8 protein-coding genes are annotated in these 15,433 nt (G+C 46.1%); 3 read left to right on the forward strand and 5 right to left on the reverse strand.

Annotation, left to right across the window (positions count from 1 at the left end):
- Positions 1-159: 159 nt before the first annotated feature.
- The 3 genes from D464_RS0105640 to D464_RS0105650 all read right to left on the reverse strand — a co-directional run bounded on the left by D464_RS0105640 (position 160) and on the right by D464_RS0105650 (position 4,946).
- Positions 160-1,770 carry a beta-N-acetylhexosaminidase gene (locus D464_RS0105640; protein WP_018910534.1) on the reverse strand — a complete coding sequence of 537 codons (1,611 nt, stop codon included), beginning with the start codon at positions 1,768-1,770 and terminating at the stop codon, positions 160-162.
- Between the two features lie 101 nt (positions 1,771-1,871).
- Positions 1,872-3,173 (reverse strand): alpha-L-fucosidase, encoded by a 1,302-nt coding sequence (locus D464_RS0105645; protein WP_018910535.1) that lies wholly within the window; start codon positions 3,171-3,173, stop codon positions 1,872-1,874.
- A gap of 87 nt (positions 3,174-3,260) precedes the next feature.
- Positions 3,261-4,946 carry a beta-N-acetylhexosaminidase gene (locus D464_RS0105650; protein WP_024985875.1) on the reverse strand — a complete coding sequence of 562 codons (1,686 nt, stop codon included), beginning with the start codon at positions 4,944-4,946 and terminating at the stop codon, positions 3,261-3,263.
- Positions 4,947-5,114: 168 nt separating this feature from the next.
- On the opposite strand from D464_RS0105650, the gene D464_RS0105655 reads away from it, so the two are divergent.
- Positions 5,115-6,536, forward strand: a complete 1,422-nt coding sequence (locus tag D464_RS0105655) for a DKNYY domain-containing protein (protein ID WP_018910537.1) — start codon at positions 5,115-5,117, stop codon at positions 6,534-6,536.
- Between the two features lie 235 nt (positions 6,537-6,771).
- On the opposite strand, the gene D464_RS0105660 is transcribed toward D464_RS0105655, so the two are convergent.
- Complete coding sequence (locus tag D464_RS0105660; protein WP_018910538.1) at positions 6,772-8,637, reverse strand: beta-galactosidase; 1,866 nt, start codon at positions 8,635-8,637, stop codon at positions 6,772-6,774.
- A 310-nt stretch (positions 8,638-8,947) separates the two neighbouring features.
- On the opposite strand from D464_RS0105660, the gene D464_RS0105665 reads away from it, so the two are divergent.
- Positions 8,948-10,225, forward strand: coding sequence for a DUF3078 domain-containing protein (locus D464_RS0105665; protein WP_024985874.1), 1,278 nt, complete (start codon positions 8,948-8,950; stop codon positions 10,223-10,225).
- A gap of 1,528 nt (positions 10,226-11,753) precedes the next feature.
- Here D464_RS0105665 and feoB read toward each other — a convergent pair.
- Positions 11,754-14,237 carry a ferrous iron transport protein B gene (gene feoB / locus D464_RS0105670; protein ID WP_018910540.1) on the reverse strand — a complete coding sequence of 828 codons (2,484 nt, stop codon included), beginning with the start codon at positions 14,235-14,237 and terminating at the stop codon, positions 11,754-11,756.
- A gap of 431 nt (positions 14,238-14,668) precedes the next feature.
- Between feoB and D464_RS0105675 the strand changes: the two genes are divergently transcribed.
- Positions 14,669-15,058 (forward strand): hypothetical protein, encoded by a 390-nt coding sequence (locus D464_RS0105675; RefSeq protein WP_018910541.1) that lies wholly within the window; start codon positions 14,669-14,671, stop codon positions 15,056-15,058.
- Positions 15,059-15,433: the final 375 nt, after the last annotated feature.

Consider the following 15,433-nt stretch of genomic DNA (forward strand, 5'->3'; position numbering starts at 1 on the left):
TACAGCCTCTCCCCATTCCATCTACAGCCTCTCCCCCGCCCCCTCTCCATTCGGAGAGGGGGCGGGGGTGAGGCTCCTCCTTTCCCCTTAGAGGAGGTTAGGTGGGGTTATGGGGGAGGTTAGGAGAGGTTATGGGAAAGGCTGGATGGCTCCTTCCTATTACTTTGCTGGGGTGAAGATGTCCTGACATGCCTTCCAATCGTAGTGCTTGTAAAGCATGTTCAACTTCGCTTCGCGCTCCTTAAAAGAGGTGTAGTTCTTCTTCGTGTTATCGGTCCATCCCGTCTCTGCCAAGGCTGCCACACGTGGTAAGAGTTGGTAGAAAGCGAGGTCACGACCCATTATATATTCTGTCCAAAGGTTAGCTTGTACACCCTTAACATGCGCCTTTAACGCTGGTGTTGCATCATCAGGAACGGGGTTATAGCTATATGTCTTCTCTGTCGGGAGATACCCTCCTATGAGCGTGAGCCTATTGTCCTTCGTCTGGTAGTAATCGATGTAATAGTACGTAGTAGGCGACATTATGACATCCAAACCACGCTTAGCAGCTTCGAAACCTCCGTCTGTTCCGCGCCAACTCATCACTGTTGTGCCCTTGTCGACATCGCCTTCGAGGATCTCATCCCAGCCTATTATCGAGCGTCCCTTAGCGGCTAAATGCTTCGCAACTTGGCTCATGAAGTAGCATTGTAATTGTGCTTCTGCGGTAAAGCCGTTCGATCCCTTCAAGCCGAGTCGTTTAATCTCCGCTTGGCAACGGGGGCATTGTTTCCATCTGTCGCGAGGCGACTCATCACCTCCGATATGGATGTATTTCGATGGAAAGATGTCCGTTATCTCATCGAGAACATTATAGATAAACTCGTAAGTCTTCGGATTCCCGGCACAGAGGATATCGGCAAACACGCCCCAAGACTCAGCCACTTTGTAAGGTCCACCAGTACATCCGAGCTCTGGATAAGCAGCCAGTGCGCCCAGCATGTGACCGGGCATATCGATCTCAGGAATCACTGTTATATGGCGGTCGGAGGCGTACTTTACTATCTCACGCATATCTTCCTTCGTATAAAAACCACCGTAAGGAATACCATCATAAAGCCCTGTGTTGCGTCCAATTACCGTCTGCGCACGCTTCGAACCAACCTCTGTTAACTTCGGATAGCGGTCTATCTGCACTCGCCACCCTTGGTCTTCTGTAAGGTGCCAGTGGAACGTGTTGAGGTTATGAAGTGCTAACATGTCGATGAACTCCTTAATGAATTCCACCTTAAAATAGTGTCTCGCACAATCGAGCATCGTACCACGATAACCGAAACGAGGCTGATCCACGATTTGAGCAGTAGGGAAACTGACGTTCTGTGCCTGCTCTACTGGCAACGACTTACGCAATGTTTGTATGCCATAGAACACTCCTGCGGCTGTCTTCCCTTCGATAGTTATGTTCTTAGTCTTTACTGTTATGACATATCCTTCGGCGTTTTCAATCTTGTCATTGAGCTTTAATAGGATAACAGAACCTTTCTTGCTGGTGCCTTCGGGACTAATGCCTGTGGTCTCACGAATATATTGTTTCAGGAATTGAACATTGCGTTGCATCGCCTCATCGGTGCTTAGTGAGAGCACAGAAGTTGTACCATCAAGGACGAAAGCATCGCCTTTCTGCATTGTAATAGATTGTGGTAAAGGTACTACCCGATAGTTTGCATCTGTGGCATGTAGGGCTATTGACGCCATCATAAGAGCCACGGAAAGTAGGATCTTTCTCATTTTCTTCGTTGTTTCTAAATGTTTTGTATTGATAAATAAATTGTTTTCTTCGTTAGAAATAGGACTTGGTTAGATCATTGCTCATAGTCCCGTGAGATTGTCTAAAGTGTGAGTTCGAGAACATAGTCAATCGCTTTCGGAGCCTCACCCATGTTAACTGTTATACCATCACCCGTCTTTGTGAATCGAACAGGCTTACCCGTGGCAAAGACTTTAGCATTCTTTACCTTGCGATTGCCCATTGGGAGGAACAGACTGGAGTCTATGCAATCAAGGATGTGGACGTACAGCTTGTTGCCACGCTGCGTGCTTACGCCCCAGTCGTGAGGTGCAATTATACCGCCACGAGTGCCGTAGATGGTCTCACCATATTGTTTCAACCATTCACCCATAGCCTTTAGTCTATTCAAGGCAAGGTCTGGCAAGGCTCCACCAGGCTCCGGACCGATGTTGAGCAATAGGTTTGCATTCTTACCGGCAGCCCTCACGAGCATCTGAATCAACTCCTTCGGCGATTTGTAAAGGGTATCGGTAATGTTGTAACCCCAGTGGTCGTTGATTGTTTGACACGACTCCAACGGTAACCGACTGATGTCTTGTCCTGACAAACCAGCCTTATTCTCGCCCGGTAAGTCACGCTCGAAGATCTGGATGTCTTCGCCTTCGTTAGGCGTTTGATGGTGGTTATTGGCTACGAGGCATTGCGGTTGTAGCTTATGAATGAGGGCATATTGCTCTGGTAACTGCCAATCGAAAGGCTTTGAATCACTATCATGATCCCACCAACCATCAAACCATATCGCACCGACGGGACCATAGTTTGTGAGCAACTCGGTTAGTTGTGTGTTCATGAAATGATAGTAACTTGCCCAGTTCGCTTTGCTCTTGTCACGCCCAGTACCAAGTCCCGTGCGCCCTTGTGGATAGTCCTCCCGCCCCCAATCGAGGTGTGAGTAATAGAGGTGGAGCTTGATCCCTTGCCGCTGACAAGCCGCTGCCAGTTCCTTAATAATATCCCTTTTGAAGGGCGTTCCATCGACAGTGTTATAGGTACTTGTCGCCGTCTTGAAGAGCGAGAAACCATCATGATGACGCGTCGTAATGGTGATGTATTTCGCACCGGCATCCTTGATAGCCTTCACCCAAGCGTCTGCGTCGAACTCAGAAGGGTAGAAGGTCTTAGCCAACTTAGGGTATTCTCGATAGCTAATGTCCTTGTTTTGCATCACCCACTCGCCCACTCCCATCATCGAGTAGAGCCCCCAATGCAGGAAGACACCGAACTTCTCATCTTGAAATTGTTGACGTGCTTGAATGTTTTCAGGCGTGGGATGATAGGCTTCTTGTGCCCAACTCGTGTGCGCAAGGAGCATGATTACAACTGAAAGTAAAGTCTTTTTCATTCTAATAGGTAATTGTTTAGGTTGTTTGCAAAGATAGTTAAAATCCTTGATAAGCATGCACTATAACCGAAGAATATGTGCCCACGATTACTGCAAGGGCTTGACAGGTATCTTATCGACATACTTTTTCAATAGATCTCGTCGACAGAAATTGAAACCAGCAAGGCTTAGGTAGGCTGCATCCTTCGATACTCTTTCACGGAAACTATCGTAGTTTTTGAGCTTTTCGGGTGTCCATCCCGCTTCAGCAACAGCCAAGAGACGTGGCAAAGCGAGGTATTCTAAGTAGGAAACTGTCTTTACATGCTCTGTCCAAAACGTCGCTTGCACACCTTGGTAATAGGTTTGCAATGATGCTGGTAAGCCTTCGGGAACAGGTTTGGCACAATAGGTAACACGCAAGCTATCCGCACCCTTGCCTGCTGCGTTAGGCTCATCTGCTGTCGTACTCTGCCTCCTGTTGATATAATAAGGGCCGAAGAAAGTAACGATGTTATCGAGCTTCTGCTCCGCTGCCATGCGTGCCGACTGGGCTGCGGGATACCAACAATAGACCTTCACGTTCGCTTCCTTGATCAGATCTAACTCTGCTCCTTCAGCCGTGATAGCCTCGTTCCACACCGCTGTCGTGCGTCCTCTCGAATGGAGATAATCCGCCATCTGCTTGATAAAACGGCTCTGTAACTGTCGGTAGTTATGAAGTCCTTCTGTCTTATAGAGGCTTTGGCAAGCCTCATTCTGCCGCCACGCATCATCTGGACACTCGTCCCCTCCGATGTGAACAATGCGTCCGGGGAAGAGATCGCACACCTCTTTTAATATGTCACGAGCGAAGTCCACGGCTGCAGGATTAGCCACATTCAACACGTCATGAGACACTCCCCACTCTGTCCAAACGCTGTGCTGCCCTGCAGGGGCGCAACTATACTCGGGGTAAGCGGCCATTGCTGCCATGAAGTGACCGGGCATGTCGATCTCAGGAATCACGTTGATATGTCGCTGATGAGCGTAAGCTACAACATCGCGAATCTCCTCTTGCGTGTAAAAGAAGGGTCCGTAAGGTTCGTTACTACGCACTTCTCCTAACTTCACATCCGAGTATTTCGTACCCGGGGCAGTAGCTCCAACGGTGGTTAAACGCGGATACTTCTTTATCTCAAGACGCCATCCTTGATCGTCAGTGAGGTGCCAATGAAAGTTATTCATCTTATAGTTCGCCATGAGATCAAGCAGTTTTTTAATCTCAGAGACGCCGAAGAAGTGGCGAGCCACATCTAACATGAAGCCACGATAAGCGAAGCGTGGACTATCCGTAATGCTCATGCAAGGTAGAGTGAGGGCTGTTCTGTCCACCTTCTGACGTGCTGCGAAGGCTGGTGGAAGGAGCTTTTTAATGGTTTGGAAGGCATAGAAAAATCCTGCTGTGGTCGTTGCCTTAATCGTAATATCACGCTGAGTGATATGGAGCTGATAGCCTTCTGCGCCCTCGGTTGTCGTGTGTATGAGATGGATAAAAGGGTTCTTAAGATTCTTCGAAACCTTGAGTTGGCGGTTAGTTACCTGCTGGTAATGGGCAGCGAAGTTCTTGGCTTCCGTCAAGATAGTATCTGGAAGTTGTCGACCACCTATCGAGAACGAAGCAGGCAAACGCAGTGTTCCACCCGTCGCAACGATTTCGCGCGGTTGAGGAATGAGTCCGATGGCTTGTTGCGCACGCATGGCACAACTGAAAGTAACGACTATCAGTAAAAGAAAGAATCTGTTCTTTTGCATGAGGAGATAGTTATATAATAAGGTATTGGTTATATTGGTCTACATAAAGATTAGGTTTTCATGTGCCATAAACACGCCCACAAAGATAGCAAATTATTTTGACTTGTTCATTTCTTCACACCTTTTTTGTATCTTTGCAGCAAATGAATTTAAAGACAAGGAATCGTTATGGGAATGATAGATAAATGTTGTTCGTGGATGAAGAGACGCATGGGAGGACAGGTAACAGTCGGTGAGATATTCTTTTCGATGTTACTCCTTTCACTCCTTCTTGCATGGCCTTTAGTTGCCTTGGGGACTCTCTTTTTATATGACAGAAGCAGTGTTCCGCTGGCTATTGATATATCCAGATGGGTGGTTACACTCGTTATCTGGCTTTATCCTGTATATATCATTCCCTTGCTCTTCATGGCTAAGAAGATGGCAAGGAAGCATGGGAAAGCATCGTTGTTTTATATCATCTCGGGCGCACCTATTATATTACTGGCACTCAGCATACTCTTAGCTGTGAGTCCATTAGCGCAAGAGTTGCCAAAAGGAGCAGACTTCTTCACTTATAAACGGATTGGAGATGACATCGACGGGAGCTATTCAAAGGATAGAAACCATGTGTATTATATGCTTCAAGAGGTTAAGGGGGCGGATGCCAAGACATTCCAGGTTATGACCAACGAAGGCGATTATGCCGTGGATAAAAACCATGTTTACTATCTTGGGGAGGTGCTAAAAGGGGCTGATCCAACGACCTTTAAGGTGGGAAAGAACGGCAAGGTTTACGACGGAAAAGACTATTTCATCTATGGAAAGCCCTATCATGTTGCTGATTATAAGACGTTCCGCATGGGTAAAGGGAACTGGGATTTGGATTGTAAATACGCCTATTATGTGGGTGAGAATGCGCAGGAAGAAGGTGCAAAGAGGCTTCGGATCAGCGATTGGAAGTCGTTTAAAGGTTTGAACGAGCTGTATGCCAAGGACAAGAAACAGGTGTATTTTCAAGATAAGGTGGTACAGGGTGCCGATGCCGCCACATTCTTTACTTATAAAGACAATAGGCATGTGGGACAGGATAAGACGTGTGTTTATTACGATGGACAGCCTCGCGAATTGAAAGATTATCGGTTGTTAACGCCGTCAAACATCAATGATAACTATTATACTTATGGGCAATCAGTCTATAACTTTGAGCTTCTGAAGATGCCTTCAGGTACTGACTTAAAGCACTTGCAATCGCTTGATTACACCGATTGGAGTAAGGACCTGCACCACGTCTATTGGAAGAATAGACTGGTCAAGGGGGCTAATCCAGCCACATTCAGCCCTATGCCATCGTTGTTATTAACGGTTGATTCGAGTGATGACAATGATAAAGATAGCGATTACGGGAGGGATGCGACACACATATACTATCGTGAGGTAATGCTCAAGGATGCCGATTACAACAGCTTCACCTGTGGGTGGGATGCACAGGAGCAGATGGCTTTTGCCTTCGATAAACACCGATATTATGAGGGACACCCAACGCCTTTGATACGTAGGATAAGAAGCCTCACCCCCAGCCCCTCTCCGAATGGAGAGGGGAGTAGATAGTATTATTTGCAAATAAAGAAGGCGTTTCTTCGATGTGAAGAAACGCCCTCTTCATTGCAAGGAAACGCCCTCTTCGATTGGAGAAGGGCGTTTCTTTAATTATAGAATATTATTACCTCTATTCCCGTTTAGTATTATTTTGCAAGCTAATAGTAGTATTTACGCCCCTCTCCATTCGGAGAGGGGTTGGGGGTGAGGCTCCTTCTTTCCCCTTTTGAGGGGTTGGGGGAGGCTTTTACTTCACTACCTTATCCAACACCGGAGTAGTGACTCCCGATAGAGAGGACTGCTTCTTGTCGTTGAGTTGTTCGAAGATTACAATGTCATTCTTGCCCTTGTTGAGGTAACAACCAGGTAAGTAAAGGGTTTGCTGAGGTCCCACTTTCCAGTAACGACCTAAGTTGATACCATTGACAAAGACGATTCCTTTGCCCCAATGTGCCATATCTAAGAACGTATCACCTACTTTGTCGAGGTTGAACGAACCACTATAAAGAACTGGTAAACCTGCTTTGTAGCCTGCTGGTAATCGGTTGGTATCAGGCATAGAAGCCATTGGCAACGGGTACATCTGCCACTCGCCAGTAATCTCGTTATCGTCTATTGTGATAGGACGGGTTATGCCTTTCGAACTCTGAACGATACGTGCTCCGTAGTTAATGCGCCCCATGTTCTCCACAAGAATATCCAAGGTGCTGTTGAAAGGAATGTTGATTTCCATGCTATCTTTGTCGAATACCTTGTTTAACTCGCCCTTCTTCTCACCATTCACATAGACTACGGCGTAATCAGCCAAGCCTTTCATGCGCATGAGTCCACTGATGGGTTGGTTGAAACGGCGGCGATAGAGCACATAACCAGAGCCTTGGTTGAGTTCCTCGAAAGTCATAGGATGGTCGCTCTCAACGGCTTTCATCGTGTTAATCATCGTCATTACGTCGACCGATTTACCCAAAGTTATATTCGGAATAGCGATGACTGGGATGCGTTCAGGCACTTCGGGCACCTTATAAGAGACCGACTTTGCAATCAAGTCGCGCAATGCGTTGTATTTAGGAGTAGCCCAACCCGCCTCGCTGATAGGTGCATCATAATCGTAGCTGGTCATGTCTGGCTGTATATTCGTTGCGTTGCTATAGTTCGCCCCGGCGCTGAATCCGAAGTTAGTACCGCCATGTACCATGTAATAATTAAAGCTGATACCATTGTCGAGATACTTCTTTGTTTGCTTAACAACGCTTTCCGTCGATACACGTGGGAAGGGTTCCGCCCAGTGACTGAGCCATCCTGGATAGAACTCAGCCACCATGTAAGGTCCAACTCCACCATGATACTCATTGACAACCTTCTTGAGTTTATCAATATCCCCCTCTCCGTTGGCTGTTGGAAGTGCTCCTTCGATGGCTCCACCCTTAAAGAGCCAACTGCCATCAGACGTGAACATGGGTACAGTAAAGCCCGCATCGAGCAACTGCTGACGTATTTGTGCAGCGTACCTCTTGTGTGTTTCGAGTGGAATATCCTTGCGTTGAGCCACGTAGGAACCAAATTCATTCTCTGCTTGAACCATTATCACGGGTCCACCCTGCGTCACCTGAAGGTCAAGCACTTGCTTTGCTAACTGATTGATGTATACTCGGCAGGAGTCTAAGAAAGGCTTGTTATCGGTGCGAATCACCAAGTCCTTTGCCTTAGGAAGCCACCACGGATAACCGCCGAACTCCCATTCTGCACAGCAGTAAGGCCCTGGTCGGAGGATAACCATCAGTCCCTCTTCGCCCGCAGTCTTAATGAATTGACGCAAGTTGTGCGTTCCTGTGGTCCAATCCCACACCCCCGGACTCGTCTCGTGATGGTTCCAAAAGATGTAAGTAGCCACTGCGTTGAGCCCCATAGCCTTCATCATCTTCATGCGATGACGCCAGTATGGAGCCGGAACACGCGCATAGTGCATCTCACCCGAGTGTATCTGGATGGGCTTCCCATCGTAGATAAAGTTGCCATTAGCGATGGCGAACGTATGTTTCGTTTGTTTTGCAGCCACGACAGAACCTGCTGCCAGCAGACAGACTGCCAATAGTAAGAGTTTAATTTGCCTCATTCTGTAAATTATGTAGGTTAGAATAAATAATTAATCTATAGGTTTTTAAAGTCCATTTGGGCGTTCCCATGGATAGAGAAAGGCTTAGACTTCGGTTGACAAAGTTCTTAAAAAAGAACGAAAGTAGCAAATAAAACGATGGAAAAGTGTGTCATCAGTACGATAAAAGACCACTTCACTTTCTGTACCCAACGATATTCAAGGATAGAGCGGAGGCTCCGCTTAGTTTTTCCAGGTAATTGCGAGGTAATTAAAAAGAATGATGTACTTTTGCAATTCAGTAAGTCTATTATTGGTGAATATCTATTATATGAAGCAGAAAATATTGTTCTTTCTATTCCTCTCAATCGGTCTTGAGGTGGCTGCGCAATCGCATCATTCGACCGTGGCCGTGCGTGGTGACAATGCAACAAACAGTGTTGCTCAAGCCTATGCCGACTCCTTGCAATCGTTGAGAGACAGTCTTTTCAAACCGAAAAAACAGAAACTAACATCGCTGAAAGTGGCAGATGAGAACCACATGCGGCTTCTCTTCCCATTGACATTCTATCGGGATGTGACGCAACAGTTGTTCTCTAACGCCAATGCCGAGCGTGATTTCAATGCCAATCTCATGCACCTTTACCTCAATCGACCCGATTTAGTGAGTACGACGGAACGGGCGGTGCAGCAACAACAAACGACACTCAATGAAATTGAAAAGCCTATTCAGCATGAGGTGGACATGGTGAGTAGGGTGAAAGAACCACCTATTGAACCCGTCGAAGCACCGGTTGAAATACTTGTTAAAAAGCCTAACTTCTGGACTTACAAAGGCGACTATGCCCTGCAGTTCTTGCAGAACTACGTGTCAGGAAACTGGTATCGAGGGGGCGAAAGCAACTATGCTGCACGTGGTTTAGTGGTCATGCAGGCTAATTATAACAATAAACAAAAGGTGAAATGGGATAACTGCTTGGAGCTAAGATACGGTTTGCAGAGTAGCAGGTCGGACTCGTTACATAGCTTCAAGAGTACGGAGGACTTGATACGCCTTACTTCCAAGCTGGGCTTACAGGCTACGAAACGATGGTACTATACGCTCCAGCTCATCGGACAAACGCAATTCTCACGGGCTTACAAGTCGAATGATCCAACAGTATATGCCGACTTCCTTGCACCTTTCACATTGAACCTCTCTCTCGGTATGGACTACTCGGTCGACTGGTTCGAACATCGTTTGAAAGGCAATGTACACCTTGCTCCGTTGGCATATAACATGAAGTACACCCGCTTCCGGAGCCTGTCAAAGCGGTTGGGAATCGGTAATGACAATCACTTCCTACACGACTTTGGATCGGAGTTCACCGTCGACTTGGAGTGGAAAATTATGGAAATGCTCTCATGGAAGACCCGTCTTTATGGCTACACCACCTATAAGCGCGCCGAACTGGAGTGGGAGAACACCCTCACCCTCCGCTTCAATCGTTTCATCTCAAGCCAGTTGTTCATCTATCCCCGCTTCGATGACGGTGTGAGCCGAGACTCCCATTATGCTTTCTGGCAGCTTAAAGAGTTCGCATCTGTCGGCTTCCAGTATAGCTTTTAAGCACTTTGTGTAATTCAAAATTCATAATTCATAATTCAAAATTAAAGCCTCCCCAAGCCCCTCCGAAGGAGGGGATGTCTTCCCCAAAGGTCTTGCTTAACTTCTAAGATGTGGTTGGTACGAGTGGCGAGTGGATGGGTTGACAAGTAAACGAGCTGTTTGTTCTGTGGGAAATGATACCATCTACTCCCCTCTCCATTGGGAGAGGGGGTGGGGGTGAGGCTTCACTTAACACGGAATACACGGATGGCACGAAGCCTGAAGGCAACACAGAGTTCCTAAAGGAACATGGGAATCCACAGAGGCGGACGCCCACGTGTAATTCAAAATTCAAAGTTCAAAAATCAAAATTATGATTAGGTAGAGTGGACGAGTGGAGAGTTGACAAGTAAACAAGTTGTTTGTTCTGTGCAATAGAGCACTACACTGTAGGGACAGACGCCCTCGTCTGTCCGCCCATTTACCCCTATGTGTCATCCCGTCAGGCAACATCTTCTCCTTTTGAGGGGCTTGGGGAGGCTTTCGCTGGTTGTGTTCTGGCGGACAGACGAGGGCGTCTGTCCCTACTTTGTGGCATCCCTTTGGATAGAAAGAACCATTCAAATAGGTTCCCGTTAGGCGCTCCTCCCCTTGGGGGAGGCTGGGAGGGGTTTCCAGCCGAGGGCGTCTGTCCCAACAGGTTGGCATTATCTTTAATTAAAGAAACGCCTTCTTCAATTTGAAGAGGGCGTTCCGTTGCATCGAAGAGAGGCTTCCTTCACATCGAGGAAATGCCCTCTTTGAATTAAAGAAACTTTTTCCTAACTCGCTTCCGTTAGGCACTCCTCCCCTTGGGGGAGGTTGGGTGGGGTTTTAACATTCGGAGAGGGGGCGGGGGTGAGGCTTTTCCTCTTCTTGTGGGGGAGGCTGGTTGTGTTTTAACTTACCATTATTAACTAAAAAACCAACGAATATTACGGTTTATAATTGATATATATCAATAAATGATGGATTCGATAAGAAATATCCTACGAAACGTTTGGTAGTTCAAAAAAAGACTGTACCTTTGCATCAGAATCACGAGATAATACATAATGGGTCATAGATTAGGTCTTAGTGACTTATAGGTATTTAAGATTGCTCAGGATTTCTATTTAAATAAGAAGATTTGTTTAGGTTAGTAATAGATTTAGGTTTTTAGTTATATTTTAGGTAAAGATTGTAGAAACATCAACGTCGTGAGATGGTGGTTATTCGGAGGTAACGGAAGAGCGAGTGCTCTGCCGTTTCTTTTTTTTATGATGGTTATGAGAGACGCAGAGTAGCTTTTTGTTCTTTATTTTTAGGTGTTTTCAAGAGGCTTGGAGGACTAGGGACTCTGATGCAGCTATGGGTTCTGAAGTTTCTGGCGAGGCTGGGAAAGTAAGAGAGAATAGGGCATTGAGAGAACCGAAAGAGCCTTAATAAACAAGAAAAGCTAGTTCCCTTAGGATTCCTAAGACAACTAGCTTTTTTATTTGTAAGGGCTTGTAAGGTCCTTTTCTATACCTTATCCTATAAATAAACAGCCCACTTGGAAGACCACCGCACTGACCACCCATGCCAGAACTGTGGTGTAGCCAGCTGCGAAGAGAGCCCATCCCCAACTGCCCGTCTCGCCTTTTATCGCCGCAATCGTGGCTATACAGGGGAAGTAAAGGAGCACAAAAAGTAGGAAGCAAAAGGCTGTCAGCGTTGCAACGGGTTCGGCTTTCTCATACGAAATACCATGTAATTGTGCCACATCTTGCGTTATCTGTTCGTGTAACTTCACATACTTTCCTGATTCGGAACTGAAGTTACTGTCATCCTTAAAGCTATCGTCGTTAGAATAAAGCACTCCCATCGTGGATGCAACAATCTCTTTTGCACCCACACCAGCCAACAGTCCGACATCTAACTTCCAGTTGAATCCCATCGGACGGAACACTGGTTCGACCGCACGACCTACTCTTCCGATGTAGCTCTGTTCCTGTTGTTGCTGATTAGAAATGCTCGGATCGTCCGTATGAGGGAAGTAACCGAGAGCCCAAACGATGATAGATGCGACCAAGATAATGCCTCCCATCTTCTTCAAATACTGCTTTCCCTTCTCCCAAGTATGCCTTCCAATCGCCTTCCAAGTAGGGAATCGATAAGGAGGAAGCTCCATCACGAAGGGCGTGTCCTCGCCTTTTACAACGAAGGTAGAGAACAATCGACTCATTACAATTGCCATTAACACACCGATGACATAGAGTGACAGCATGGCTAATGACCGATATTTAAGGGCGAAGAACGAACCTGTTATCATAACATAAATAGGTAGTCTTGCCGAACAACTCATCAATGGAAGGATCAACATTGTTATGAGTCTACTGCGCTGACTCTCAATGGTTCGGGTCGACATCACCGCTGGCACGTTACAGCCAAAGCCCATGATCAAGGGGATGAAGGACTTTCCATGCAGTCCCATCTTATGCATTAAGCGGTCCATGATGAATGCCGCGCGTGCCATGTAACCGCTATCTTCCATGTAAGAGATGAAGAAGTAGAGGATAAGAATCTGTGGCAAGAACACGATAACAGCCCCTACTCCACCGATAACTCCGTCTACTAACATCGCTTTAACAGGTCCGTCAGGCATATTCTGGCTGATGAAGTCGCCCAACCAGGCTACTCCTGCATCGATCCAATCCATCGGGTACTGTCCAATAACAAATGTTGCGGTGAACATCAAGAGCAAGATAAGGAAGAAGATAGGGAACCCTAAGTACTTATTCGTTAGTATCTTGTCGATGAGATGGGTTGTTTGATAGGTGTCTTTCTTATCCCCTGTGGTATAACCCGACTCTTCCAAGGCTCCGTGAATGAACCCGTATTTAGCGTCCATGATGGCTGTTTCGCAATCGTTGTGCGTTTCTTCTTTCACACGTTGCGCCGCCGTGTCACGGTGCTGGAATATTTCTAGGGAATCGCCAAGCGGTTGGACGAGTCGTTCCACATCCTTATCGTCCTCAAGGAGTTTGATGGCAAGATAGCGGGTAGAATACTTCTGGCGCAAATCAGGGTAACTTTTCAAATGTTCTTGAATATCTCTTATACCGTGTTCTATCTCATGTCCGTGGTTAATATGGATGTGTCTGAACTGTAAACTCTCATCTTCTTTGCCCTCATAAACGGCTATCACCTGATGAAAAAGCTCTTTCACACCACGTCCAGAGGTAAAGACTGTGGGCACCATAGGCGTTCCGAAGAGCTCAGATAACTTCTCGTAATCAATATAATCGCCCCTTTCTTCGGTCTCATCATACATATTTAGGGCGCAAACCATGCGCACGTGCATGTCAATGAGCTGTGTGGTGAGGTAAAGGTTACGCTCCAAATTGGACGCATCAATGACGTTGATGACGATATCGGGCGTCTCCTCGACCAACTGTTTACGCACATATAGCTCTTCAGGGCTATACGCTGACAGGCTATAAGTGCCTGGCAAGTCGACGAGATCGAACTCATATCCCTCATACGAAGCGTGCCCCACCTTTGCATCTACGGTCACTCCGGAGTAGTTACCGACGCGTTCATGCGCGCCAGAAGCGAAGTTGAACAAGGAAGTCTTCCCACAGTTCGGGTTGCCAACGAGTGCTACACTGATCGTCTTACTGCATCTCTCCGCCTCTTTCAATGCTCCGTTCGGGGTCAGGGCGTGGTCTTCCACATCCTTCGGGTCGGCAGTCACCCCTTTATTCCTATTCTGTTTCCCCTCTTGTTGTTGCCCCTTTTGCATTTTATCAACGGGTACAACCTCTATTTGATTAGCCTCACTATGTCGCAAACTGACCTCATATCCCATGATCTTATACTTCACCGGGTCGCGAAGAGGCGCATTCAAGAGCACCTCCACCTGCTTCCCTTCGATGAAGCCCATCTCTATGATTCGTTTTCGGAAGCCTCCGTGTCCAGAGACTTTAACGATGATTCCGGTCTCACCCGTTCGTAATGCTGATAGTTTCATATCTATTTCCTTGTTTGCATTGTCCGCCTGGGTGCATCAAAGGCGTTGCTGGTTTGCTCCCCTTTTTATCATCCTGACTAACCAACAAAGGTAGAGAAAAAAACTGATAAAACGCCGTTTATTTGCTTTTCCATACAATAAAATACCTATTAGTAGGTATTAATATGGATAAAAGGGACTCTGACTGATTAAATGCAAATGATGTGGTTGCAATTTTATAGCATCATTAGTAATTTTGAATTATGAGTTATGAAATCGTGTACTTCGCATAATTAGTTGTGAATGTATATACTTTCACAATCCGTACATTTTGTATCTTCAGTCTTAAAAAAACTAAAATCATCTATCTAATAACACCTCTCTTTGAATTATTTAATAAATTTGTAGCGTGCTGGATCGTGGGCACGTAGATGTAAGACAATACATGAATAATGAAGAAGAAACCAACTTATAAAGTACCAGTAGCTATCTGTGCCATCGTTTTGGCAGTAGGTTCTCTTGTTTTGGGTGTACTCATGGAAACGCGCGAGATGGCGCCTCCACGGAAGTACGAGGTGGATATGTCGGGTGAAGTTATTGGTGTTGATAATGGTCCGAAGACGCCTGTTTTGACAAAAGAGGAGGTGAAAGAAGAAGTGAAGGAGGAGGTTAAGAAAGAGGAACCTAAGCCTATTGAGAAAAGACAAGAGGAGTCTGCTGATGAGTCTGAGGAGCCCGTTATTGTTCCAACTGTACCCGAGGGGCAGGCGGAGACTACGCCAGCTGTTAAGGTTCCGAAACCAGAGATAAAGAAACCAACTGTGGAGAATATTGGAGATTAATCTCCAATTGGGCTCTTAAGTAGTGTACTCTTTGAGCTAAGACGAACTTCTTTTTCCCGTTATTACAAGTCTCTATCTTTTTTCTGATTACTTCTTGTCAAGCTTTCCCCAGATATTATATATATAAGGTGTAGGCTATTTCTTCTCCTCTCTATCGCAAAAAAATCATTTTTTATCAAACTTTTCTTTCAAAAGATTTGGAGGATATCAAAATTATCCATACCTTTGCACTCGCTTTTACGAAATAGGCGGTTTGCTTATAACGTATAGAGTGATAAGAAAAGAGTTCTTTGAAAAGATTTACATAAACAGAGAAGTAGTACAAGAAGCGTCTGTTTGGTTATGAATCAAACAGATGGGTAAAAGAAACGAACC

Origin of the sequence: Prevotella veroralis DSM 19559 = JCM 6290 (assembly GCF_000377625.1) — a bacterium.
In the GTDB taxonomy this organism is placed as follows: domain Bacteria; phylum Bacteroidota; class Bacteroidia; order Bacteroidales; family Bacteroidaceae; genus Prevotella; species Prevotella veroralis.